This is a genomic window from Sulfurihydrogenibium azorense Az-Fu1 (assembly GCF_000021545.1).
GTDB classification, from domain to species: domain Bacteria; phylum Aquificota; class Aquificia; order Aquificales; family Hydrogenothermaceae; genus Sulfurihydrogenibium; species Sulfurihydrogenibium azorense.
The window spans coordinates 1368607-1393467 of the sequence record NC_012438.1; the positions used below are offsets into that span (position 1 = coordinate 1368607).

Genomic DNA, 24861 nt, shown 5'->3' on the forward strand with positions numbered 1-24861 from the left:
CCTCACTTAGATGATTTAGGAGTAATATTTTAGCAGGTTTTTAAAGGAAATTTTATCCCTTCCACTTGGAAGGGATTTGTTTTATTATCTTCTTGATGAGATTCTTCTAGAGTTGAAAGATGATTTTTTAGTTTCTTTTTTTGTAAACTTTTTTTCAGAAGCTTCGTTAATAACTTCTATGTTTGCTTTTGTTTTCTGTAATATTTGTTGTAAATACTTATCTTCTGATGGTGTTGGTATAGATATTGCTGTTCCTTCTTTTCCGGCTCTTCCAGTTCTACCTATTCTATGTACATAACTTTCTGCATTTTTTGGAAGACCGTAGTTTATAACTAGCTCAACACCTTTAATATCAAGCCCTCTTGCAGCAACGTCAGTTGCAACCAATATTTTTAACTTTCCAGTTCTAAAGTTATGCAGGACTGTTTCTCTTTTCTTTTGAGAAAAATCTCCGTGAATTGCGCTTACGCTAAATCCTTCTTTGGACAAGTCTTCTGATAGCTGGTCAGCTTCTAACTTTGTTTGAGTAAATATTATAGTTTTTTCTGCTTGGTTTTGAGATAAAACTTCTATAAGTTTGTTAAACTTATTTTTAGGGTCTACTCTGTAGATAATCTGTTTTATCTTTTCTACCGTTATCTCATCTGGTTTAACTTTTATTGTTTGATAATCTTCGTTTAAAAACTCTTGAGCCAACTCTAAAATTTCTTTTGGCATAGTCGCTGAGAAAAGTAAATTTTGTCTATCTTCTGGAAGGTAAGACATTATATCTTCTATATCCTCTATAAACCCCATTTCAAGCATTCTATCTGCTTCATCTAAAACAAACATCTTTACATTATCTAACTTTAAAAATCCTCTTTCTAATAAATCTTTAACTCTTCCTGGTGTTCCTACTATTACAACATCATTACCCTTTTTAAGGAAATCTATTTGATGTTTCATAGATTTTCCACCGTAAACTGATAAAACAAAAACTTTTTTGTTTTTCCCTAAATCTTTAATCTCTTTTGCAACTTGAATTGCCAGCTCTCTTGTTGGAACTAAAACTAAAGCTTGGATTTTTTTCTGTTTAGTATTAACACTTTCAACTATTGGAATACCAAAAGCTGCTGTTTTACCTGTTCCTGTTTGGGCTTGAGCCACTAAGTCTTTACCGCTTAAAACTGCTGGAATTGCCTTCTCTTGAATCTCTGTTGGTTTTGAATAACCAAGATCTTCCAAAGACTTTAAAGTCTCTTGAGAAATACCTAAATCTTTGAATGTTTTGTTTGACATAAAAATGCCTCCTTAAAAAATGTTTTTTAAAGAGGAAAAGAATCTCCGACTTACATTAGATCTTTGTTGATTGCTCCCCTGAGCCTTTATATCTAATGGAGGATTATTTTCCTCTTTTCTTACTATACATTATACAGTAATAATAAAAAAAAGCAACCTTCAGTTTATGATTATAATCATTTTGATTGTTTCGCTTTTAATTTATTATATTTTTGTAAGTTAGTAAGTATTTACTAACTTTATTTCTCTCATGACACACCTCCGTTATATTGTATCATTTATTTGGGAGCCAATAAGTTCCCTTTTTTACTCTAAATTAAGGGATTTTTTCATTATCTCTACAGGGGCTTTTTGACCAGTCCAGATTTCAAATGATTTTGCACCTTGATAGATAAGCATAGGGAAACCGTTTTGATGCTTGCAGCCTTTTTCTTTTGCAACCTTTAAAAGTTTTGTTTCTTTATAGATTATATCAACAACTATATGGGAGTCTTTTAATAAAGAGTAATCAAAAAGTGGAAAATCTTCATCGTTTAAACCTACAGAGGTTGTATTAACTATTATATCTACATTGTTTAAAAAACCTTCAATATCTTGCAAAGATATAGGAGTTATGATTTTATCAATTATCCTAAAATGGCTTTTATACTCTTGTATAAGGTTGTATACCTTTGGGAGAGTTCTGTTTGCAAGGTAAATTTTATCTACATTTTCTCTCAATAAGCCATAAACAACAGCTCTTGATGAACCACCTGCACCTATAACTAAAACTCTTTTATCTTCTAAATTGGGTTCTAACTCTTTTAACCCTTCTACAAATCCAATCCAATCAGTGTTGTAAGCTATAAGATAGCCATCTATGTTTTTTATTGTGTTTGCAGCTTTTATAATTTTGACTTCTTCTGAAAGTTCGTTAACGTAATTAATTACATTTTCTTTATGAGGAATTGTGATATTTACACCAGCTATTTTTAACACTTTTAAAGATTCTACAGCTTTTTCTAAATCGTTGGGATTTACTTCAAAGGGAACATAAACTGCGTTTATTCCAAGATGTAAAAAAGCAGCTGTTTGAAAAGTTGGAGATTTTGAATGTTTAACAGGATAACCAAATATACCGTAAACTTTTGTCTGTCCGTCTAAAATCATATAATCTGGTATTTCTCTTCACCTATGTTTACAGCCTTAACCCAAGGTAGAGACTCTTTTATAGTGTAAACAACAAGGTCTTTCATAGTCATATCTGCTACAGGACAAGTTTGGCAAGTTCCATACAGTTTTAAAAACACTTCGTCGTTTTCAATTTTTACTAAATCTATCTTTCCTGCATCTGCCATAAGAGCTGGTCTAATTTTTTCTAAAACTTCTTTAACTTCTTGTTCTTTGTCTTCAATAACCATAATACCACCTCAATGTTTATTAACGGTTTTATAAAACTCTTGAATAATTTTTTCTCTATCTTCCTCGGGCAAGTTTAAAAGCTTTAAAGCACCCATCAAACTTAATTTTCTAAATAAAATACCATCTAACTTTTCTTCATAAAAATAACTTAAATAAGGCTTAAACTTTTCTTCAAGATAGGGATAATGTTTAAATATATCAGAAATTTTACTTTCTAAGTTTAACTTCATTTTTACACCTTTCTAATGTAAAAATGATAAACGCCGTCTTCTTCTTTATAGCCTAAGTATTCATTACCTGTCGTTTGACACCAAGCGGGTACATCTTGAATAGCTCCTTCATCGTCTGCAAGAAGTTCTACAATCTGTCCTTTTTCTGCTTTTTTCATAACTTTCGCAAGTTCTGTTATAGGAATTGGACAGTAAGTTCCAGTTGCATCATGGACTATGTCTGGTTTGATTTCCATAAACTTATCCTCCACTGGTTTAAAGTTTCATCGTCAAAAGGTATTCCAGTTAAAATCTCTTCATTATTATACTTAACATCTATTTTTCCATCAACAGTTTTTGAGTATCGAGCTATTATATTTGCTATTATCTGCTTATCATCTTCATCTAAGGTGTTATCATGTAGGGGTTTTGCTATTGCTACTGGACCTTTTCCAATTGGTTCAAAGTAAGGGTATCTATTTAAAAATCCAGATAAAAAGTTATTTTCTCCTTCATTCCTTGATACTATTACTTTAGTCCCTGAATCTAATCTAAAGTGTCTTCCTACTGTAAACAGTATTAAATCTTCTTGGGTTATCTTTCCTTCAACTTCCATAGTTTCTCTATATTTATGGGCATAATTTTCATCTGTAAGATAGCAACAACCCCCCGCTGGAGATTCAAACTCATCTATACCTAACTCTTTTGCAAGCTCCAACTGTCTTTTTCTACTTCTTCCTACTATACCTTCTAACTTTTCTCTATCTACCCAACCTTTTATCTCTGGGATTGTTGGAGGCAGTCTCTTAGCTGATAATGGTCTAAGTATCAATCCTTCTAAACCAGAATCTCTCTCTATTATTTTCATAGGTATGGACTTTTGACTTTTAGGTCTTTGTCCTAAAACTTCTCCGGATATTATAAAATCAGCTCCGATTTCTTCCATTATCTGTTTGGCTTTTTTAAACATGTATATTCTACAGTCTATACAAGGGTTTATGTTTGCTCCGTATCCATATTTAGGATTAAGGATAACATCCATGTATCCGTCAGAAATATCTACTATTTCAAGGGGAAAACCATACTTGGCAGCGTACTTTAAAGCAGGGTTCATATAGTGAGTTCCATCTTCTTTCTTTTCTCCCCTTCTTCTTTTTGTTTCTGTTATACAAAAACCTGTGTAAAAGTGAACTGCTAATATATCTATACCTTGATTTTGAATGAGCCTGATAGCGAGAGTGCTATCAAGCCCACCAGAGTATAATGCTACTGCTTTTCTTTTCATTATCCTATATGTTCTAAAGATACTGGTGCTTCTTCTTCGTGGTCTTCTTCTATACAGTCTGGTATTTTGCTTGCTTCTTCTACTCTACCTTGTTTTAAGAGATAGTCTTTTATAGCAACATGGAGAGTTTCAAGTCCAAGGTTTGTACAGTGTATTTTTTGTGGTGGTAATCCACCAAGTTCTTCAAATATCTCTTTGTAAGTTAAGTTTAGTGCATAGTCTATAGGCTTTCCTTTTACCATTTCAGTTAAAACTGAAGAAACAGCTATAGCAGATCCACAACCAAACGTTTTAAACTTAACGTCTGTAATTATATCTGTGTCTTTATCCACCTTTATAGTAAACAACATAGCATCACCACAAGATGGATTACCACACTGACCGTATCCATCTGGATTTGGTATTTCTCCCAAGTTTCTTGGATTCATAAAGTGATCCATCACTTTTTCTGTATATTCAAACATCTTACTTTACCTCCGATTTATTTTAAGTTATAATATTTCCTTTTTATCATCTTTCCAATGATAAAAATCACTTTTACTTGAATTTTGAAGCTTTCTTTGTAAAGTCTTCCCAGTTTTCTGGGTTGAATGGAGATATTTCCCTTAATCTTGCAATAACTTTTGGATACTCTTCAATGATGTAATCTATATCTTCTTCTGTATTATCTCTACCAAGAGAGAAAACTATTGACCCGTTAGAAGCTTCCTTTTCTACTCCTATAGCAGCTAAAACGTGGGATTGTTTTAGTGCATAAGAAACACAAGCTGAACCTGAAGCTGCATAAGTTTTTTTGATGTTTAACATAAGAAGCATTGCTTCTCCTTCTATGTACATAACAATTAAAGATAAATGGTTTGGAAGTCTTTTTTCTGGATGTCCTGTAAATTTTATGTGAGGTATTCTTTCCTCAATACCTTTCTTTAGTTTATCTCTTAGATATCTTAACCTGTTTACCCTATCGTCCATCTCTTTGATAGCAAGTTCTGCTGCTGCTCCCATACCTACTATGCCAGGTACGTTTTCTGTTCCAGCTCTTCTACCACCTTCTTGTATTCCACCTTCTATAAGAGGTTTTAACCTTATACCTTTTTTAACGTATAGTCCACCTACTCCTTTTGGTGCATAGAAGTAATGTCCTGTAAATGAAGCCATATCAAGTCCCCAGCCTTCTACGTCAACTGGCATATGTCCAACTGCTGCTGCAATATCAGAGTGGAAAACTACTCTTGGATTCTTTTCTTTAACAGCTGCTACTAAAGCTGGCATATCTTGAATTGTACCAATCTCTCTGTTTGCAAATCCCACTGATACAAGTATTGTGTCTTCTCTAACAGCATCGGCTAACTTTTGTGGGTCTATTATTCCGTACTCGTCTGGTTGAACTTCTGTTATTTCAAATCCTTCTTTTTCTAAGGTTTTACAAGAGTGTAAGATAGAGTGATGCTCTATAGCTGATACTACTATATGTTTTCCTCTTCTTCCTGGTGCCTTTGCAAATCCTTTTATGGCAAGGTTATTCGCTTCTATTGCTCCAGATGTGAAAACTATATCATCAGGATTACTTACATTTAAAAGCTCTGCTACCTGCTCCCTAGCTTTGTTTATTGCTTTTTTAGCCTCTATTCCCATCTCGTGTAGAGATGTAGGATTACCAAACTTTTCTTTAAAGTATGGCATCATGGCTTCTATGGCTTCATCACAAACAGGTGTTGTAGCTAAATGGTCTACATATATTCTTCTCATAATAGCTCCTCCTTACGTTAAACTGAGTTTTCTAATAATTTTTTCTGCTATATTTATAAACTCTTTTGCAGATTGAGAGTCTTCTTTTGCAAATACTATAGGTATTCCAAGGTCAGAAAACTCTGCAACTTTTGGTTCTATAGGTATTTTACCTAAAAGTTCTACTTCATAGGTTTTAGCAATTTCTTCTGTTTTACTTTTACCAAATATTTCATAAACTTTTCCACTGTCTGGACATACAAAGTAACTCATATTTTCAACTACTCCAAGGATTGGAATTTGTACTTCGTTAAACATCTGTATTCCTTTTTTAACGTCTATAAGAGCAACATCTTGAGGTGTTGTAACTATAACAGCTCCATCTATTTCAGCTGTTTGACCAAGGGTAATCTGTACGTCTCCTGTTCCAGGTGGTAAGTCTATAACTAAAAAGTCTAAAGGTTCTTCTCCCCAATCTACATCAAATAAAAACTGGGTAAGAGCCTTGAATAAAACAGGACCTCTCCATATAACCGGAGTATCTTCAGATGGTAATAAAAATCCTATTGACATTACTTTTACGCCGTGAGCTTCGGGAGCTATAATCTTATCCCCTTCTGGTGTCTGTCTTGCCATAACTTTTTTATCTTTTGCTCCAAACATAGTTGGACCACTTGGACCATACATATCAGCATCTAAATACCCTACGTTATATCCTAACTTTTTTAAAGCAGATGCAAGGTTAACAGCTACAGTTGATTTACCTACACCACCTTTACCAGAAGCTACAGCTATAACCTTTTTTACATTAGGAATTCTTCTTCTAGATTCAAAAGGATTAGCTTGTGGTGGAGGAGGTGGTGGCTGTGTCTGTCTTTGGGAAGGTGGTTCACTTGAAAACTCAACTTCTACTTTTTCAGCTCCAATTGACTTTAACGTTTTTTCTATCTTTTCTTTTAGAAAGTCATGATATTTTTCACTTGGAGAAAAAACTTTGATGTAAACATTATTCCCATCTATCTTTAAATCCTTCATTAAGTCAGCTATAGAAAAGCTTACTCCTATTTCTTGTAGTGTTGTTCTTTTTAATGCATCAATTACTCCTTGTAATGCCATCTTAACCTCCTTAATTTTGTTATAATAGAATAAGGATTTTTCATTATTATACTATGATAGCAGTCATTATTAAAGATTTTTAAGTCTTAAATTTGAAAGGAGATGATATGGAGCCGTACACAGGGTCTTTAAACTTTTTACATAACTACTCGGCAATGCAAGGGATAGTACATTTTATAGGATGGACTATAGCTATAATTATACTTATCTATGTATTTAAGTTCGTTAAGAAACATCAGCAGGAAGATGAAAGAGCCAAGAAGTATACTCCGAAAAATCCAGTTGAAGAGTTGAAAAATCAGGAAAGTAAGGAAGGAGGAGAGTAATCCTCCTTCTATTAATTAATCTTCCCAGAGAGCTTTTAAGCTCTTTGGTAAATCTCCTTTTACGTCTTGTATCTCTCCGTCGGAGACATGCCTTTTAATAACTCTAAATACAGCTTTTATAACTTGTTTCGCATGTTCTTCATTTCCAAAATCTTTACCTGCAGCTCTCCTATCTTCCTCTAAAACTTCATGTATAAAATCTTCAACTGTTTTGATGGTTTTGTCTGGCATAGGAGAAGGTTTCCATCCATCAATATAAACTGCTTTAATGCACATCGGAAGTTGAGAAATTAGATCAAAAGATTCTTCTAATGTCAATCTTCTTCTTAAAACATGTAATACTGTTCTTAAAACTCTCCCTGCTTTTTCTTTGTCATCAGGATTACCTAACTCTTGAGCAAGTTCTTTCAAGAAGAGATTTCCTTTTTCTACATACTTTTCAAAGTTCATGACTACCCTCCTACCTTTTTTGTCTAATTTTAAATATAGGATTTATTCTTGAGATAGCAAGAGTTTAATTATTTTTTTCTTCTGATTGGATGTACTTCTTGGCGTCTATGTACATATTTCTAAATCCGGCTGCTAATCCTAAAAAGAAAAAGATTATAGTCAAGTAAGGTGATGTTCCAAAGTATTTATCTAGTAAATAGCCTATTGTTACTCCAACTATTACTCCAGAAACAAGATGTAATCCTATGGATAGAAAAGAGAAAGTTCTGTTTACTTCTTTACTCATTTAAGCCAAGAACATCAATCATATCGTAAAGTCCAGCAGGTTTATCTTTTACCCACTTTGCAGCTTCTATTGCACCTTTTGCAAATATGTCCCTTGAGCTTGCTTTATGAGTTAGTTCTATTCTTTCTCCCATAGATGCAAAAATAACTGTATGATCTCCTACTACGTCTCCACCTCTTAATGCAAAAACACCTATCTCTTTACTACTTCTCTCTCCTGTTATTCCTTCTCTACCGTATACAATCTTTTCTATACCCGTTTCTCTTTTTAAAATATCCACTATTTTCATAGCTGTTCCAGATGGTGCATCTTTTTTATACCTATGGTGCATCTCAACCACTTCTATATCAAAACCTTTATCCTTCAAAACTCTTGCAGCTTTTTCTACAAGTTTAAACAAAAGATTTACACCTATACTCATATTCGGAGCTAAAACAATAGGAATTTCTTTTGAAATTTCTTTTATTTCTTGAAGTTGATAATCTAAAAATCCTGTTGTTCCTATCACTGCAGCTTTTTTATCTGCTGCAAGAATTCTTAAATGTCCTAAAACTGCTTCCTGATTAGCTGCAAAGTCTATAAGTACATCTATCTGGTCTATCACTTGAGATAAATCTGAAGTAATTGGAGCTGTCAGGTCTTTTTTATTTATTAACTCTCCAATAGTGTTATGTAAATGAGCACAATCGGGACTTTCTATACCTGCTGTGATTGATATATCAGGGTCATTAGATGCAAGATTTGCAATAGTTCTTCCCATTCTACCCATTACACCGGATATTCCAAGTCTAAGCATTCTCCTCTCCTCTTCCAAAGATTATCCTACTAAACTCTTGTAGTAAATCGTTAGCTTGGTGTGGAGGGACTATAGAAGGGGCTAAAGCTACATCTACACCAGGTTTAAATAGCTTTTCTTTTACTAATCTTTCTATTTCTTCCATGTCTTGAGCTGTTACATCTTCTCTAAAAATTTCTTGTGGGTCTTTTTCAGTAATAAAAAATCCTGCAAAGACAAACGCATAAGCTTTCTTTTCCATAAAATCTCCTTTAACAAAAAATTAAAAAATAACCCTACATAAGCAAAATAAACCTTATGTAGAGTTCTAACTTAATTTTATTTACCAACCACTTACTTATTAAATTAATTAATCGTAATTACTTTTCCTCTTTTGTTCCCATTTTGTACATTATTGAACCCCATAAGAACACAAGTTGAGTTAACATTAAAACCAATAAAATTACTTCAGCATTTGGAATTCCACCAAAAGTCATTTCCATGATAACACACCTCCTTAAATTAATGTTTTAAAATAAATTCTGCTAAAGCTTCTTTCTCTTCTTTAGATAATTTTTTTGTTATCTCTATTTGTGGTTTCATTACTGCTTCCTTAGCAGGATCAACTATAGCTTTTCCTTCACCACTGAAAAATTTAATTAAATCTTCTTTTTTTCCATTGTATGCAGATGCAATTTTCTTTAAAGCTGGTCCTACGGTGTCAGCAGCTGCTTGGTGGCAAGCTGTACAACCTTTTGATTTAAAAATAGACTCCCCATCTACTTTTGCTACTGTTGTTTCAGTCTTTTTTTCTTCTTTCTTAGATTCTGAAGATTTTTGTTCTTTCTTTGGTTCTGAAGATTTCTCTTCTTTCTTAGATTCTAAAGATTTTTGTTCTTCTTTAGATGGATGTTGCTGTTCTTCGGATTTTTGCTCTTGTGGTTTTTGCTGTTCCTGAGATTGTTGTTGCTGAGCCGGTTGTTGTGTTGTTTGGGTTTGTTGAACCGGAGCTGACTGTTGAGATTCTGTAGAAGTTTCTTCTTTTTTAGAGCAGCCGATTATCAAAGCTGTAGATATAACTGCTAAAGACATTAGTTTTATTCTTTTCAATTTTGTTTCCCTCCTAAAATCTTAAAAAAACTTCAATAATATAATAATAAACCTTTTTTAAAAATTAATCAACTTCAACTTTTATAAACTCTGCAGCTTTTTTCGCTTTTTTTCTTGCTTCTTCTACTGTTTCTCCAGTTGCTAAAGTAATGCCCATTCTTCTTTTAGGTCTTGTAGTAGGTTTTCCAAATATTCTTACTTTTACATCTCCAAGAGAAAGGGCTTGTTCTACTCCTTTATAAATAGGAGCTACTCCATACTCTTTTGCATGAAAGCAGTAAGAAGCTGAAGGTGAAAGTAATTTTATTTCTATAGGTAAGCCTAGTATAGCTCTTAAATGTATCTCAAACTCTGACATATTTTGGGATATTAACGTTACCATTCCAGTATCGTGGGGTCTTGGAGATATTTCGTTAAACCAAACCTCATCTCCTTTTACAAACATCTCACATCCAAATATGCCGTATCCTCCAAGCTCGTCTGTGATTTTTTTTGCAATTTCTTTAGCTTTATTTAGTGCAGTTTCAGACATTATATGAGGTTGCCAGCTTTCCCAGTAATCTCCTTCTACCTGTATATGACCTATTGGTTCACAAAAAAGTGTTCCTTGGTTTTTTGTTCTAACTGTAAGCAGTGTTATTTCGTAGTCAAAGTTTATAAACTCTTCTATTATTACTTCACTTCCCTTGCCTCTTGCGTTTTCTTGGGCATAATACCAAGCTCTGTCTATGTCTTCTAAACTTCTGACTACGGACTGTCCTTTTCCTGAGGAACTCATTACAGGTTTAACTACACATGGAAGTCCTATTTCCATAACTTTTTTTCTGTAAGTCTCTATATCAGAAGCAAAGGCATATTTTGAAGTTTTTAATCCTACTTTTTCAGCTGCAAGCCTTCTTATTCCTATTCTGTTCATAGTGTATTTAACAGCTTGAGCACAAGGGACAACCGTGAAACCTTCTTTTTCTAAATCTATTAGATCGTCTGTATCTATTGCTTCAATTTCAGGGACTATAAAGTCAGGTTTTTCTCTGTAAACAATATCTTTTATCTGTTTTCCATTTTTCATATCTATTACATAGTATCTATGAGCTACTTGCTGAGCTGGAGCGTTTTGATAGCTATCTACAGCTATTACCTCTATTCCCATCCTCATAGCTTCTATGACAAACTCCTTTCCTAACTCTCCACTTCCAAGTAAAAGGATTTTTGTTGCGTTGTGAGAAAGAGGCGTTCCAATAATCATACTTTTCCTCCGTTAATCATGAAGTTTATGTAAAATATTTTTAACTATTTCTGCTATCGTCTTGGTATCTAACCCATAACCATGAATTTCTATAAAAGTTTGGTATAAAAATGGAAGCATAATTCCAATTAAAGCTATTAACATCACTACTAAACCAGCATTTATAGACCTTTTTAAAACACTTTCAGAGGGATTAAAAGGATTGTAGAAAACATCTACTTTTTCCGATTTAAACTCATTGATTATCTTCTCAGCTGTATTTTTATCTGTTTCGAAGGGGGATAGAAAGATTTTATCAGACTGGAATTCTTTACCATTTACGGTATACTTGTACTTTACAATAGGTCTATAGGTTTCATACTTTATTATCTGGTGAACTCTTTCTACTTTTTTTTCTAAAATCTCTCCTTGGGTCTTCTTCCAAAAGACATACCTAAAATTTTTGTATATTACAAAAAATGCCAAAATAGAGGCCAAAACTATATAAAATGTATAAAGCATTACTGGGTTCATAGTTAATAAATCTCAAATTCTTGATTTTTTTCTCCAATATTATAACTTAACTTTCTCATAAACTTCTCCAGCATGAAAGGAGCTTCTTACAAGGATGCCTGAAAATACTTGTTTAAAACCTATTTTATAGCCTATATCTTCAAACTCTTTAAACTCTTCTTCTGTATAGTACTTTTCTACTGGAAGATGGTTTTTAGATGGTTGTAAATACTGTCCGATTGTTACCACATCACAGTTATGTTGTTTTAAGTCTATTAGTAAATTTATAACTTGCTGTTTTGTTTCACCTAAACCAAGCATAAATCCTGACTTTGTTATTATATTGCTGTCTAACTCTTTTACAGTCTTTATCAACTTTAAAGACCTTTCATAATTTCCTTGAGGTCTTACTTTTTTGTAAAGCTGTTTTACAGTCTCAACATTGTGGTTAATAACATCAGGTTTAGAATCTACTACTATTTTTAATGATTCAACATTTCCTTTAAAATCTGGTATTAAAACCTCTATGGTAGTATCTGGGTTTAACTGTCTTACTTTTTCTATGACTTTAGCAAAGTGGGAAGCTCCACCGTCAGGAAGGTCATCTCTGTCTACCGATGTTATAACTACATGTTTTAGACTTAGTATTTTAACAGCTTTTGCTATGTTTTCAGGTTCATCTGGGTTTAAAGGAAGAGGTTTTCCGTGGTTTACATTACAGTAGGGGCAGTTTCGTGTACATACATCACCCATTATCATAAATGTTGCGGTTTTTCTGGAAAAACAGTCTCCTATGTTGGGACAGGAAGCTTCCTCACAGACTGTGTGTAAGTTAAGGCTGCGAAGAAGCTTTTTTATTTTAAAAACTTCTGGAAGAAGTGGAGATTTTACTTTTGGTTTCATTTCTCGCCATAACCGTAGTCTTTCCACCAGTTAGGGTAGAGAGGGTATGATGAGCATAAGGATAGCACATCTTCTTTTACTTCTTGTATAATCTTTTCATTGTCAAGGTTTTTCAATACTTTGACTATATTTTTTGCAATTCTTCTCATATCATTTTCTTTCATTCCCCTTGTAGTAAGAGCTGCTGTCCCTAGTCTTATTCCGGATGTTATAGTTGGTTTTTCTGGGTCAAAAGGTATAGCATTTTTGTTTACTGTAATGTTTGCTTTTCCAAGAGCTTCCTCTGCTTGATTTCCTTTAACGTTAAGAGGTCTTAAATCTACAAGCATTAAATGGGAGTCTGTTCCACCAGATACTATTCTTAAACCTTGTGCCATAAGTTCTTCGGCTAAAACTTGAGCATTTTTCACAACCTGCTGAGCATACTTTTTAAACTCATCAGAAAGAGCTTCTTTAAATGCTACTGCTTTAGCTGCTATTACGTGCATCAAAGGTCCACCTTGAAGTCTAGGGAAAACCCACTTGTCTATGTCTTTAGCATACTCCTGTTTACAAAGTATGAAACCTCCCCTTGGACCTCTTAGAGTTTTGTGAGTTGTAGAGGTTACAAACTGAGCGTAAGGAACAGGGTTAGGGTAAACTCCACCTGCTATTAAACCTGAGTAGTGAGCCATATCTACCATAAGTAAAGCACCTACTTCGTCAGCTATTTCTCTAAATTTGGCAAAATCTATAACTCGAGAGTAAGCTGAAGCTCCTGCAATTATTAGTTTGGGTTTGTACTCTTTTGCAAGTCGGTAAACTTCATCGTAATCTATAAGTTCTGTTTTTGGGTTTAACCCGTACTGGACGGAGTTAAAGACAACACCTGATACGTTTACTTTTGCACCGTGGGTTAAGTGTCCACCATGGTCAAGTCTCATTCCAAGTATCGTATCACCCGGTTGGAGCTGAGAAAAAAAGACAGCTTGATTAGCTTGAGACCCTGAGTGAGGTTGAACATTTGCGTGCTCTGCACCGTAGAGTTTTTTTAGTCTCTCTATTGCTAAGTCTTCTACTATATCAACGTATTCACATCCACCGTAATACCTTTTATGGGGAAGTCCTTCTGCATACTTGTTAGTAAGGACGCTGCCTTGAGCTTCCATCACAGCTTGTGAAGTGTAGTTTTCTGATGCTATCATCTCTAAGTGTTCTTGTTGTCTTTTAAACTCTAAAGAAACTGCCTGATAAACTTCTGGATCAGTGCTTTTAAGATTTTCTAACAATTTTTTTACCTCCAGATTTAAATCTTTCCTTCCTCAATATCTAAAATAAGTTTAACTCTTCTTTCGTGTCTTCCACCTTCAAATGGAGTTTCTAAAAACACGTCAACTATTGCAAGTGCATGGTCTAAACCAATAACTCTTTGGCCAAGGGCTAAAACGTTTGCATCGTTATGAGACCTTGCCATCCTTGCCATAAACTCATTGGTACACAAGGCAGCTCTTACACCTTTTATTTTGTTTGCTGCTATAGATATACCTATCCCTGTTCCACAGATTATTATTCCTCTATCAGCTTCCCCAGATGCAACTGCCATACCTACATTCTCACCAAAGTATGGATAATCAACAGGTTCAGGAGAGTAAGTGCCTTTGTCTATAATTTCATACTTTTTTGATTTCAAATACTCCTTTATTTTTTCTTTATAGAAGAATCCACCATGATCACTTCCAAGGGCTATTTTCACGTAAATAAACCTCCGAAAGACTTAACTACTACCAATTATATCACAAAAAGTTTGTGGTATAATCATTTATTCTTACATTTAAACAGAGGTTTTTTCGAGGAGATGGTTAAAAAGTTTTTACTACTATTATTTTCAATAACATTAACTTCATATGCAACTGAAGACTTATTTAAAATCGCCAAGCAAAAAGTTCAGACAAAAAGTGTAGAAGATACGGTATTAAAATCTTTAAAGCTTTACAACGATGGACTTTACACAAACGCAATAAATCTTATCCAAGATACACTTATAAAAAGCGAGGTAAACGACCAAAATTATGCTATTTTAAATCTAATCCTTGCTTCTTCTATATACAAAGCCCGGGAAGAAGATTTAATGTATAAAGTTATACAGCAGCTGCAAGACAACAGACTTGATGATTATTCCCTCTATAGAATCTACCAAATAGCAATGACAATATTTATTGAGAGAAAACATCAAGAAGGTCAGGAGTATATATTAAATAAGTTAGGTATAAACACACAAGATAATCCAAAGTTAGAGACTACTGAAGATCCAAGCAAAGTAATAGAGGCTATAATAACAGGGAAAGAATCAAAAAAAGAAAAGATAAAAAGACTTACAAAAAGCAACAGATTTATACTTTTTGGAGAAGATTCAAAAGTTATAAACTACAAAAATGTAAGTTTTATTCTTGGTCAAAACATATTTGAGTTAGACCCTCAAATCCCAATAATAGGAAAGTTGTCTATATACATCTCAGAAAAAGACCAAACTTTACTTGAGATATCAAAAAAGTTAGACCTTGGATACTATGAACTTAAAAATGCAAATCCATTCTTAGACCCTTTTGACATAAGAAAAAATCAGATAATCATCGTACCCTTTAGAAGAATACTACCAATCAAAAACTTCTCTTACGGAACTATATACATAAATATAAATGAAAAAAGACTTTACTATCCAGTTTTAATAGAAGATAAAAGCTACATAATAACCTTCCCAATAGGAATAGGTGCAGACGAAGCCCAATCACCAGTAGGAGATTTTAAGATAACCCAAAAAAGAAAAAACCCTGCTTGGTATCCACCTGAGAGTATAAGAAAAGAGCAACCTGATTTACCACCTGTTTTTCCACCAGGACCTGATAACCCCCTTGGGACAAGAGCTATGAGACTTGGAAATACTTCATTTTTAATGCATGGAACAAATAAAGAGTACGGCATAGGTATGAAAGTTAGCCACGGTTGTATAAGGATGTACAATGAAGATGTAGAAAAATTGTTTGAAGTTGTAGATGTAGGAACTCCCGTTGTAAGTAGAGATATTCCTTATAAGGTATTTTTTAACTCAGAAAAGTTTGTAGAAGCTTTTGATGATGATTCAATATTAGAATTAGAAAAAACCAGTCTCGTTAGTAAAAAGTTTATACAGCTTTATAAAACAGATATTATAGGAAAAAGCTTTGCAATAAAAGCTTGGTGAGGTAAAAGAATATGGAAAAAAAAGATTTAATTAAATGGGACAAAGAGTATTTCTGGCACCCTTTTACCCAGATGAAAGTTTATAGAGAAGAAGATAACGTGATAGTTGAAAGAGGAGAAGGAAACTATATTTACGACATATTTGGTAATAAATATTTAGACGGTGTAGCATCTTTGTGGTGTAATGTTCATGGTCATAACCATCCAAAATTAAATAAAGCAATCTGTGACCAAGTCAGTAAAATATCCCACTTTACAACTTTAGGAGCTTCTAACGTTCCAGCTATACTCCTTGCAAAAAAACTTGTAGAGATAACACCTAAAAATCTAAACAAAGTCTTTTACAGTGAAGATGGTTCGGAAGCTATGGAAATTGCTATAAAAATTGCATACCACTACTGGCACAACAAAGGCTATAAAGAGAAAACAAAGTTTATAACATTAAGCGAAGCCTACCACGGAGATACTATAGGAAGTGTAAGTGTTGGAGGAATAAATATATTTCATGAAAAGTATAAACCTCTTTTATTTGATGTTTACAAACTTCCATCACCTTATCTAAAGGCTTTAGAGATAGCAGGTAGAGAGAAAGCTCTTGAGTATGAAACTACAAAAAAACTTGTTGAAGAAGTAGAAGAGTTTGTTTTTAAACATCATCAAACGATAGCAGGGTTTGTGTTAGAAGCTGGCGTTCAAGGAGCTGCTGGAATACTTCCTTTCCCAAAAGGATACTTGAAAGAAGTTGAAAGGATATGTAGAGAGTATAACGTTTTAATGATAGTAGACGAAGTTGCTACCGGATTTGGAAGAACGGGAGAGATGTTTGCTTGTATAAAAGAAGGTGTAAATCCAGATATAATGGCTTTAGGTAAAGGGATAACAGGGGGTTATCTACCTTTAGCTGCAACGTTAACAACAGATGAGGTATTTGAAGCATTTTTAGGAGAGTTTGGAGAAGCAAAACATTTTTACCACGGACACACTTACACAGGAAACCCTATAGCGTGTAACGTTGCCCTTGCAAATATAGACCTATTTGAAGAAGAAAAAACCCTTGAAAATGTTAGAAAAAATATAGATATTTTAGAAAAGCGATTACTCGAATTTTTAGAGTTAAACCACGTTATAGACGTTAGAAATTACGGTTTAATGGCAGGAGTAGAGCTTATTAAAGATAAGAAGACAAAACAACCTTACCCATACGGAGAAAGAACTGGTTTTAAAGTTGCAAAAGCAATGCTTAAGAGAGGTATATGGGTTAGACCCCTTGGAGATGTAATGGTTATCATGCCACCACTTTCAATAAAGGAAGAAGAGTTAAATTACTTTTTAGACTCACTAAAAGAAAGTATAATGGAAGTATGTGGAGATTAAAAACAGGAGGAAAAAGTTGATTATAAGAGTTGCCCACAGTCCTGATTCAGATGATGCATTTATGTTTTACGCTATCAATCAAAAAAAGATAGACACTAAAGGATACGAGTTTGTAGATATACTTTCCGACATAGAAACTCTCAACAGAGAAGCCCTTAAAGGAACGTATGAAGTGAGTGCCATATCTATCCATGCGTTTCCCTACGTGGCAGACAAGTATGCCCTTTTATCAAGTGGTGCAAGTATGGGAGATAATTACGGACCTATGGTTGTTGCAAAACAGCCTTTTGACCCGAAAGAGTTAAAAAATAAAAAGATAGCAGTGCCTGGAACTTTAACCTCTGCATTTTTAGCCTTAAAACTCTTTGAACCAAACATAGACTATGTTGTAATACCTTTTGATAAAATAATAGAAGAAGTAAAATCTGGAAATGTAGATGCAGGGCTTATAATACATGAAGGACAGTTAACCTATCAAGATGAAGGTTTAGTATGTATTGTAGACCTTGGTAAGTGGTGGCATGAAAAAACAGGAGGTTTACCACTACCTTTAGGTGGAAATGTAATAAGAAAAGATTTAGGTATTGAGATAATGAAAGAAATTTCCGAAATATTAAGAGAGAGCATTAAATACTCCCTTACCCATAGGGAAGAAGCTGTAGAGTATGCATTAAAGTTTGCAAGAGGAATGGATAAAAGTAAAGCTGATAAATTTATAGGAATGTATGTAAATGATTTAACGGTAGATTATGGAGAGAGAGGGAAAAAAGCAATACAACTGTTTTTAAAAGAGGCTTACGAAAAAGGTTTTATACCTAATATGCCTGAGATAACTTTTATTTAAAGGGGAGATAAGATGAAAATCCTTTACGTAGGAAAAGACAAAAATTCATACAAAATTTTAAATGAGGTAGCATCTTTAAGTCAATCAGAAGTTATAATGGTTGAAAGTTTGGAAGATGCAAAAAATTACATAACTACAAACAGAGATATCCACGGAATAATAGCATCTCCAAAAGTAGATAACCTGCCTTCACTTCAGCTGTTATCTATCCTAAAGAGAGATGAAAATTTAAAAGATATTCCGTTTATAATACTTGGTGAAGACATTACAAAAGAAGATATTGAATATTACAAAGCTATGGGAGTTACAGAAGTTTTTGAAATACCATTCAATCCACTGGAAGTTTTCCTTATTTTAACTGCAGCTTTAAAGGACGCAAAAGGTGAAGAAGTTGTAAAACAGATACTTCACGAAGCTAAGAAAGATAAATCTTTATTTATGAAAATCCTTGAACTTATTAAAAAACTTTTTGGAATCAAAAGTGAGTAGTAAGTTTTCTTCATTTGAAGATTGGAAGATAAAACTAAAAGAAGAGTCCCAAGATAATTATACATGTGTGCTTGTAGAAGGTAAAAGAGACTTAAAAAAGTTATCAAGCTATGGAATTAGTAATATAATTGTTCTTCAGGGAAAAAAGTATTACGATGTTGTAGAAAGTATTCTAAATAACTTTAACAAGTGTATTATTCTTTTTGATGTAGATAAACATGGAGATAAAATGTTTCAAAAATTTTCCCAGATGTTGAAAGCAGAAGGGATACAAGTAGATTCATCTTACAGAGATTACATAAAATCTTTAAACATTGAAGAGATTGAAAATCTGCCTTAAAATATTAATCTCAAAATTTTTTTAAGGAGAAAGATTGTTAGCAAAACGTATTATACCTTGTTTAGACGTTAATAAGGGTAGAGTTGTAAAAGGTGTTAACTTTGTAAACCTGATAGACGCAGGAGACCCTGTAGAGATAGCAGCTGCATACGACAAAGAAGGAGCTGACGAGATAGTTTTTCTTGATATTACAGCTTCTGCAGAAGACAGAAATATTATATTAGATGTTGTTAAAAAGACAGCAGAAACAGTTTTTATGCCATTAACTGTAGGTGGTGGAGTAAGGTCTTTAGAAGACATAAGAAAACTTCTTGAAAATGGAGCAGATAAAGTATCTATAAACACTGCTGCCGTTAAAAATCCATCTTTGGTAGAAAGTGCAGCAGTTAGATTTGGGTCTTCTACTATAGTTGTGGCTATAGATGCAAAAAAAGTAAGTGAAAGTAAATGGGAAGTTTATATAAACGGTGGTAGGACGCCGACAGGAATAGATGCAGTCCAGTGGGCAAAAGCTGTAGAAGACTTAGGAGCTGGAGAGATACTCCTTACATCTATGGATAAAGACGGAACAAAATCAGGATACGATATAGAACTTACAAAAGCTGTATCTCAAGCTGTTAAAATACCAGTTATAGCTTCAGGGGGAGCAGGTAAAAAGGAAGATTTTTATCAAGTTTTTGAAGAAGGAAAAGCAGATGCAGCTTTAGCAGCTTCCTTATTCCACTTTAAGGAGGTAGGGATAAAAGAATTAAAACAGTTTTTAAAGGAAAAAAATGTAAACGTGAGGATTTGATATGGAAAAACAAGTATTAATATACGATACAACACTAAGGGACGGAACACAAGCAGAAGGTGTAAGTGTATCTGTTGAAGATAAGTTAAGAATTGCAGAAAAGTTAGCAGATTTTGGCGTACACTACATAGAAGGTGGTTGGCCAGGTTCAAATCCAAAAGATATGACATTTTTCAAAGAAGTAAAAAAGTTAAACTTAAAAAATACCAAAATAACAGCTTTTGGATCTACAAGAAGATCTTCTTTAAAAGTAGAGGAAGATCCACAGATTCAGGATTTAATAAAGGCAGAAACACCAGTTATAACTATTTTTGGTAAATCTTGGGATTTACATGTAACCCAAGCTCTCAAGACAACCTTAGAAAAAAATCTTGAGATGATATACGATTCTATCTCTTATTTAAAAAAGTATGTAGATGAAGTTATCTTTGATGCAGAACACTTTTTTGATGGATTTAAAGAAAACCCAGATTACGCTATAGAAGTTTTAAAAGTAGCTCAACAAGGGGGAGCTGACTTTTTAATTCTTTGTGATACAAACGGAGGAAGCCTTCCTACAGATATAGAAAAAGCGTTTAAAGCTGTAAAAGAGGCAGGTATCACTGCTAAACTAGGCATTCACGCCCATAACGACTCAGATACAGCTGTTTGGAACTCTATTGTAGCCGTCTTACATGGAGCGATCCAAGTACATGGGACCATAAACGGTATAGGAGAAAGATGTGGAAATGCTAACCTCTGCTCTATCATTCCTAATCTATCTTTAAAACTTGGATACGAAACAGTCCCAAGAGAAAATATAAAAAGGTTAAAAGAAATATCTAACTTCGTTTCAGATATCCTAAATATGCCAGTACCAAAAAATATGCCTTACGTTGGAGATAGTGCATTTGCCCATAAAGGTGGAGTACACGCATCAGCAGTTTTAAGAAATCCAAGAAGTTATGAACACATCTTACCACAAGAAGTAGGCAACAGAAGAAAAGTATTGGTATCAGACTTAGCAGGAAAAAGTAATATTATATACAAAGCAAAAGAGATAGGAATAGAAATAGATGAAAAAGATGAAAGACTTACAAAACTTGTACAAGAAATAAAAGAGTTAGAAAATCAAGGTTATCACTTTGAAGCAGCTGAAGCTTCTTTAGAACTACTTATAAGAAAACATCTAGGAACGCTACCGAAGTACTTTGATTTAGATGCTTACAGAGTTTTAATAGCAAGAAGGTACACAGACAAAAGTCCTATATCAGAAGCAACAGTAAGGATAAAAATAGAAAATCATTACGAGCATACCGCATCTTTAGGTTATGGTCCTGTTAATGCATTGGATAAAGCATTAAAAAAGGCTTTGACAGCTGTATATCCTTCACTTGCAGAAGTTGAGCTTATAGACTATAAAGTTAGAATAGTTAACGAAAGTGGTGGAACAGCTGCAAAAATAAGAGTGCTAATAGAAAGTAGAGATAAAAGTAAAAAATGGGGAACTGTAGGAGTTTCTGATAACATTATAGAAGCCTCTTGGCAAGCAGTAGTTGACAGTATTGTTTATAAACTTGTAAAGGATGGTATAAAACCTGCTGGGGGAAATAAGGATGCATAACGACCATGTTTACATATCTGTAGTTCATTACCCTGCTTTAAACAAAGAAAAAAAATGGGTATGTACATCTTTTACAACTTTAGATTTCCATGATATAGCAAGGCCAGCAAGGACTTACGAACTTGCAGGTTATTACATAGTACAGCCACTTGAGGCTCAGCAGTTTGTTATAAAAGAGCAGATAAAGTACTGGACGGAAGGTTTTGGAGCTTCTTTTAACCCAAAAAGGTCTATGGCAGGTAGTTTAGTAAAAGTTGTTTCTTCTATCACAGAGATGTTAGAAAAGATAAAAGAAGAAAAAGGAAAGTATCCAAAATTAATAGCAACTTCAGCGAAAAAGTATCCTCAAACTGTAAGTTATTCCCAGATGAGAGAGATTTTAAATAAAAAGGATGACGTGTATCTTATTTTACTTGGAACAGGTTGGGGTATGCCTCCAGAGTTAGTTGAGAGCTGTGATTACATTTTAGAACCTATATTAGGTCCAGGAGATTACAATCATCTATCCGTAAGAAACGCAGCTGCTATCATCTTAGATAGACTTTTTTCTATTAATAGGTGTTAAAAAGGAGATTTAATGTTTTACCATATATTTTATGAGTATTTAGATGTAAACATATTCAAGTATATAACATTTAGAGGCTTTTATGCTTTACTGACAGCATTTTTTATATCGTTAATCTTGGGTCCTTACATTATAGAAAGGTTAAAAGTCTTTCAAAATAAACAAGGTGGGTATGTAAGACAGGATACTCCCGATTGGCATCAGATAAAGAAACACACACCTACAATGGGAGGAGTTTTGATACTTTTATCTGTTTTATTTACATCCTTTTTATGGTGTCGTCTTGATAATGTTTATATATGGCTTTTAATGTTTACATTTTTATCTTTTGGTCTTATTGGGTTTTTAGATGATTATAAAAAAATAAAGGATAAAAAAGGTTTGTCTTCTAAGGCAAAATTTTTGATGCAGCTTGTATCAGCAACTTTAATATCTGTAGTGTTGTATCTATATCCTAAGTTTAATACTGTTTTATACTTCCCATTTTTTAAAAATTTAAGTTTAGATTTGGGTATTTTTTATATTCCTTTAATGATTTTTATAATAGTAGGTGCATCAAACGCTGTTAACTTAACAGATGGACTTGATGGTTTGGCTATAGGACCTTCTTTAATATCAGTTTCTACTTTTGCGGTGTTTGCTTACATCAGTGGTAATATTGTTTTATCTAAATATCTTATAGTTCCTTACGTTGAAGGTAGTGGAGAGATAACTGTTTTCCTTCTGGCCTTACTGGGTGCAGGACTTGGGTTTTTATGGTTTAATTCCTTTCCAGCTGAGATGTTTATGGGAGATGCAGGAGCTCTATCTATAGGTGCTGTTTTAGGACTTACATCTATAATAACAAAACAAGAGATTGTTTTAGCTATAGTAGGTGGGATATTTGTATTAGAGACTTTATCTGTTATAGCTCAAGTAAGCTACTACAGGTTAACAGGTGGTAAAAGACTTTTTAAAATGGCTCCTATTCATCACCACTTTGAACTTCACGGTATTCCTGAACCAAAGATAGTAGTTAGAGTATGGATAATATCTCTCCTTCTTTCAATTATAGCCTTATCAACACTAAAAATTAGATAGCTTTATTAAAAATTTTGCACCTTTACTACTTTCTAATGCTTGTATTTCTCCATTATGGTTTTCTATTATCTCTTTTGTAATCGCTAGTCCAAGTCCGCTACCTTTCGGTTTTTTAGAGTAGTAAGGTAAAAACACTTTATCTAAATCTTCTTTTGTTATTCCTCTTCCGTTGTCTTCAAAAAGTATTAACACACTGTTTTCTTGTAGCTTTACAGTAATTTTTAAATAGTCAGCTTCTTCGTAAGAGTTTTGAATTATATTTGAAAATGCCTGCTTTAAAAGTTTTTTATTCCCTTTGATAAAAGGTTTATACTGGCATTCTATCTCAACTTTAAATCGTTCATCTATATAACTTTCAGCCGTTTCGTTCAATAGCTGACAAAGGTCTACAATCTCTTTTTCAAATTCTGAGAAAGAAAGACCAAACTGGTTAAACTCCTTAACAAGTTGAGATAGATGCTCTGTTTCAGAGATTATAACTAATGTTGCTTTTTCTATAATCTGGTCTATGTTTGGGTTTTTCTTTTTCCACTGGTTTATTATCCTTTCTGCAGACAGCTTTATTGGTGTAAGTGGATTTTTTATCTCATGGGCTATTCTTTGGGCTACTTCTTTCCACATCTTTAATTTTTGTGCTGATATGATATCTGTAATGTCATCGAAAACAATAACGTATCCTTCTTTTGATATATTCGTTATTTTAACTAGTAAAGTTTTACCATTTATCTCTACTATCTGTTCTTTTTCATTTGATAAATCTAACTTAAACTCGTTAGCAAAGTCCTTTATGTGCTTTCTTTTGAATCTTTCAACATCCTCTCCCAAAATTGATTTAGCAGATAGATTTATATTCTCCACTTTTCCATCCTCTGAAGAGTAAACTACACCTGCTCTTATGTTATTTAAAATTGCTTCTAAGTACTCTTTATTCTTCCTAAGTATATTATTTCTTTCTTCTAACTTTTTGTAAAGTAGGTTAAGTCTATCTACCATTTTGTTAAACTCTTCTATCAGTATTCCAAACTCATCTTGTGCTTTTAAATCTATCTTTACAGATAAATCACCTTCTGAGAGTCTTTTAGAAGCATCTACGAGAGCTTCTAGAGGTTTTGTGATGTTGGTTATTATAAATCTACTGAGCCAAAAGGCAGCAAATATAACTGATATGGTAATTGTGAGTAGTATGAGGATATAACCTATACGGATAGGTGTTTTGTAAAACTTTAACTGGTTGTAAATCTCAAGTATTAGAGCTGTATCTTCCTTTGAAAGGATTATATCTTTGGGTAGTTCGTAAACTAAAAGTATTTTTCTATTACTGTCTAAAATGTTTTGATAAACAATCTTGTTTTCATAAGTGATAAAGCCTTCTTTCCCAAGGGCATTTAAAATTTCTCTATCGTAGGGTTTTCCATAAAACTCTAAAAGTCTTCCTTCACTATCGTTTATAGCAACTGTTCTAAGTCCTAAAAAATCTACTGCATCTTTGGGTTTTAATACACCTTCTTTGATTGATGTATAGATTTTATACACCCATTCTTGGTTTGAGGTAATGTTTTGGGTTACTATCGTGTCTAACTTACTAAGGGCATTTCCTACTTTTCCAGAAAACCAAAGGTTTGTGGCACTTGATATAATAGAAACAGACACTGTAAAAAGTATCATTGAAGGGATTATAATCATTAAAACTAATATAACTGTAAGTTTTAACCTTAGTTTTCCTTTGATACCTTCTTGGAAAAAGATTTTTATAATGTATCTAAGTAAAGATGCAAATATGATTATAAAGAAGATTACATCAATGTTTAAAATGAATAAGAAAATGTAAGGGTTAAGTACATCTTTAACCTTTTCAAGTTTGTTAAAGATATAGTAATTTCCACCTAAAAATAGAATAAAAGAAACAAGGAATATGATAAGATTTCTCTTTGTTTTATCCTTTTCTAAGTTCATTA

The 24861-nt window shown here is 33.3% G+C and carries 31 protein-coding genes; 10 read left to right on the plus strand and 21 right to left on the minus strand.

Going from position 1 to position 24861, the window contains the following annotated elements; all coding sequences use genetic code 11:
* Positions 1 to 84 precede the first annotated feature (84 nt).
* From SULAZ_RS07140 to SULAZ_RS07180, 9 genes are all read right to left on the minus strand, one after another.
* Entirely contained in the window at positions 85 to 1278 is a 1194-nt protein-coding gene (locus tag SULAZ_RS07140; protein WP_012674434.1) for a DEAD/DEAH box helicase, read from the minus strand.
* Between the two features lie 306 nt (positions 1279 to 1584).
* Positions 1585 to 2427, minus strand: a complete 843-nt coding sequence (aroE, locus tag SULAZ_RS07145) for a shikimate dehydrogenase (protein WP_012673490.1) — start codon at positions 2425 to 2427, stop codon at positions 1585 to 1587.
* On the minus strand, positions 2424 to 2678 hold the full coding sequence (locus tag SULAZ_RS07150) for a NifU family protein (RefSeq protein ID WP_012674257.1): 255 nt from the start codon (positions 2676 to 2678) through the stop codon (positions 2424 to 2426). Before SULAZ_RS07150 ends, aroE begins: the two co-directional genes overlap by 4 nt.
* A gap of 9 nt (positions 2679 to 2687) precedes the next feature.
* Positions 2688 to 2909, minus strand: a complete 222-nt coding sequence (locus tag SULAZ_RS07155; RefSeq protein WP_012674804.1) for a hypothetical protein — start codon at positions 2907 to 2909, stop codon at positions 2688 to 2690.
* Between the two features lie 2 nt (positions 2910 to 2911).
* Entirely contained in the window at positions 2912 to 3145 is a 234-nt protein-coding gene (locus tag SULAZ_RS07160; protein ID WP_012673833.1) for a sulfurtransferase TusA family protein, read from the minus strand.
* Entirely contained in the window at positions 3124 to 4173 is a 1050-nt protein-coding gene (locus SULAZ_RS07165) for a tRNA methyltransferase (RefSeq protein WP_012674609.1), read from the minus strand. Before SULAZ_RS07165 ends, SULAZ_RS07160 begins: the two co-directional genes overlap by 22 nt.
* Positions 4173 to 4637, minus strand: coding sequence for an iron-sulfur cluster assembly scaffold protein (locus SULAZ_RS07170; protein ID WP_012673433.1), 465 nt, complete (start codon positions 4635 to 4637; stop codon positions 4173 to 4175). Before SULAZ_RS07170 ends, SULAZ_RS07165 begins: the two co-directional genes overlap by 1 nt.
* A gap of 73 nt (positions 4638 to 4710) precedes the next feature.
* Positions 4711 to 5919 carry a cysteine desulfurase family protein gene (locus tag SULAZ_RS07175; RefSeq protein ID WP_012675055.1) on the minus strand — a complete coding sequence of 403 codons (1209 nt, stop codon included), beginning with the start codon at positions 5917 to 5919 and terminating at the stop codon, positions 4711 to 4713.
* 12 nt (positions 5920 to 5931) lie between these two features.
* Positions 5932 to 7014, minus strand: coding sequence for an Mrp/NBP35 family ATP-binding protein (locus SULAZ_RS07180; RefSeq protein ID WP_012674422.1), 1083 nt, complete (start codon positions 7012 to 7014; stop codon positions 5932 to 5934).
* A 107-nt stretch (positions 7015 to 7121) separates the two neighbouring features.
* Between SULAZ_RS07180 and SULAZ_RS07185 the strand changes: the two genes are divergently transcribed.
* Positions 7122 to 7340 (plus strand): hypothetical protein, encoded by a 219-nt coding sequence (locus SULAZ_RS07185; protein WP_012673494.1) that lies wholly within the window; start codon positions 7122 to 7124, stop codon positions 7338 to 7340.
* Positions 7341 to 7355: 15 nt separating this feature from the next.
* On the opposite strand, the gene SULAZ_RS07190 is transcribed toward SULAZ_RS07185, so the two are convergent.
* The 11 genes from SULAZ_RS07190 to rpiB all read right to left on the minus strand — a co-directional run bounded on the left by SULAZ_RS07190 (position 7356) and on the right by rpiB (position 14334).
* Complete coding sequence (locus SULAZ_RS07190; RefSeq protein ID WP_012673897.1) at positions 7356 to 7790, minus strand: DUF2267 domain-containing protein; 435 nt, start codon at positions 7788 to 7790, stop codon at positions 7356 to 7358.
* Positions 7791 to 7854: 64 nt separating this feature from the next.
* Positions 7855 to 8076 (minus strand): AtpZ/AtpI family protein, encoded by a 222-nt coding sequence (locus tag SULAZ_RS07195; RefSeq protein WP_012674831.1) that lies wholly within the window; start codon positions 8074 to 8076, stop codon positions 7855 to 7857.
* A complete protein-coding gene (gene dapB, locus SULAZ_RS07200; RefSeq protein WP_012674160.1) occupies positions 8069 to 8872 on the minus strand; it encodes a 4-hydroxy-tetrahydrodipicolinate reductase in 804 nt (267 codons plus the stop codon). The genes SULAZ_RS07195 and dapB overlap by 8 nt, the downstream gene beginning before the upstream one ends.
* A complete protein-coding gene (locus SULAZ_RS07205) occupies positions 8865 to 9113 on the minus strand; it encodes a hypothetical protein (RefSeq protein ID WP_012675088.1) in 249 nt (82 codons plus the stop codon). The genes dapB and SULAZ_RS07205 overlap by 8 nt, the downstream gene beginning before the upstream one ends.
* Positions 9114 to 9231: 118 nt before the next feature.
* Positions 9232 to 9354, minus strand: a complete 123-nt coding sequence (locus tag SULAZ_RS09205; RefSeq protein ID WP_012673479.1) for a hypothetical protein — start codon at positions 9352 to 9354, stop codon at positions 9232 to 9234.
* 19 nt (positions 9355 to 9373) lie between these two features.
* Positions 9374 to 9961: a c-type cytochrome gene (locus SULAZ_RS07210; RefSeq protein ID WP_012674356.1), complete on the minus strand. Its 588-nt coding sequence runs from the start codon at positions 9959 to 9961 to the stop codon at positions 9374 to 9376.
* 64 nt (positions 9962 to 10025) lie between these two features.
* On the minus strand, positions 10026 to 11207 hold the full coding sequence (purT, locus tag SULAZ_RS07215; RefSeq protein WP_012673625.1) for a formate-dependent phosphoribosylglycinamide formyltransferase: 1182 nt from the start codon (positions 11205 to 11207) through the stop codon (positions 10026 to 10028).
* A gap of 12 nt (positions 11208 to 11219) precedes the next feature.
* Positions 11220 to 11672 carry a DUF3592 domain-containing protein gene (locus tag SULAZ_RS07220; RefSeq protein ID WP_266105188.1) on the minus strand — a complete coding sequence of 151 codons (453 nt, stop codon included), beginning with the start codon at positions 11670 to 11672 and terminating at the stop codon, positions 11220 to 11222.
* An 87-nt stretch (positions 11673 to 11759) separates the two neighbouring features.
* Positions 11760 to 12602 (minus strand): lipoyl synthase, encoded by an 843-nt coding sequence (gene lipA, locus SULAZ_RS07225; protein WP_012675042.1) that lies wholly within the window; start codon positions 12600 to 12602, stop codon positions 11760 to 11762.
* Entirely contained in the window at positions 12599 to 13870 is a 1272-nt protein-coding gene (gene glyA, locus SULAZ_RS07230; protein ID WP_012674099.1) for a serine hydroxymethyltransferase, read from the minus strand. Before glyA ends, lipA begins: the two co-directional genes overlap by 4 nt.
* A 17-nt stretch (positions 13871 to 13887) precedes the next feature.
* The gene (gene rpiB, locus SULAZ_RS07235; RefSeq protein WP_012673601.1) at positions 13888 to 14334 is read right to left on the minus strand and encodes a ribose 5-phosphate isomerase B; all 447 of its coding nucleotides are present in this window, start codon (positions 14332 to 14334) and stop codon (positions 13888 to 13890) included.
* A 102-nt stretch (positions 14335 to 14436) separates the two neighbouring features.
* Here rpiB and SULAZ_RS07240 point away from each other — a divergent pair, with 102 nt between their 5' ends.
* The 9 genes from SULAZ_RS07240 to mraY are packed head-to-tail and all read left to right on the plus strand — an operon-like array spanning position 14437 to position 22906.
* The gene (locus SULAZ_RS07240; protein ID WP_012674333.1) at positions 14437 to 15819 is read left to right on the plus strand and encodes a L,D-transpeptidase; all 1383 of its coding nucleotides are present in this window, start codon (positions 14437 to 14439) and stop codon (positions 15817 to 15819) included.
* Between the two features lie 11 nt (positions 15820 to 15830).
* Positions 15831 to 17192 carry an adenosylmethionine--8-amino-7-oxononanoate transaminase gene (gene bioA / locus SULAZ_RS07245; protein WP_012675040.1) on the plus strand — a complete coding sequence of 454 codons (1362 nt, stop codon included), beginning with the start codon at positions 15831 to 15833 and terminating at the stop codon, positions 17190 to 17192.
* A gap of 16 nt (positions 17193 to 17208) precedes the next feature.
* Complete coding sequence (locus SULAZ_RS07250) at positions 17209 to 18036, plus strand: MqnA/MqnD/SBP family protein (RefSeq protein ID WP_012674097.1); 828 nt, start codon at positions 17209 to 17211, stop codon at positions 18034 to 18036.
* Positions 18037 to 18048: 12 nt separating this feature from the next.
* Positions 18049 to 18525: a PleD family two-component system response regulator gene (locus SULAZ_RS07255; RefSeq protein ID WP_012674049.1), complete on the plus strand. Its 477-nt coding sequence runs from the start codon at positions 18049 to 18051 to the stop codon at positions 18523 to 18525.
* Positions 18518 to 18865: a toprim domain-containing protein gene (locus SULAZ_RS07260; protein ID WP_041676166.1), complete on the plus strand. Its 348-nt coding sequence runs from the start codon at positions 18518 to 18520 to the stop codon at positions 18863 to 18865. The genes SULAZ_RS07255 and SULAZ_RS07260 overlap by 8 nt, the downstream gene beginning before the upstream one ends.
* A 34-nt stretch (positions 18866 to 18899) precedes the next feature.
* A complete protein-coding gene (gene hisF / locus SULAZ_RS07265; protein ID WP_012673675.1) occupies positions 18900 to 19658 on the plus strand; it encodes an imidazole glycerol phosphate synthase subunit HisF in 759 nt (252 codons plus the stop codon).
* A gap of 1 nt (position 19659) precedes the next feature.
* Entirely contained in the window at positions 19660 to 21261 is a 1602-nt protein-coding gene (cimA, locus tag SULAZ_RS07270; protein WP_012674645.1) for a citramalate synthase, read from the plus strand.
* The gene (locus SULAZ_RS07275) at positions 21254 to 21826 is read left to right on the plus strand and encodes an RNA methyltransferase (protein ID WP_012673525.1); all 573 of its coding nucleotides are present in this window, start codon (positions 21254 to 21256) and stop codon (positions 21824 to 21826) included. The genes cimA and SULAZ_RS07275 overlap by 8 nt, the downstream gene beginning before the upstream one ends.
* 12 nt (positions 21827 to 21838) lie before the next feature.
* Positions 21839 to 22906, plus strand: coding sequence for a phospho-N-acetylmuramoyl-pentapeptide-transferase (gene mraY, locus SULAZ_RS07280; RefSeq protein ID WP_012674936.1), 1068 nt, complete (start codon positions 21839 to 21841; stop codon positions 22904 to 22906).
* Here the strand turns inward: mraY and SULAZ_RS07285 are convergent.
* Positions 22892 to 24859 (minus strand): sensor histidine kinase, encoded by a 1968-nt coding sequence (locus tag SULAZ_RS07285; RefSeq protein WP_012674444.1) that lies wholly within the window; start codon positions 24857 to 24859, stop codon positions 22892 to 22894. The genes mraY and SULAZ_RS07285 overlap by 15 nt on opposite strands.
* Between the last annotated feature and the right edge of the window lie 2 nt (positions 24860 to 24861).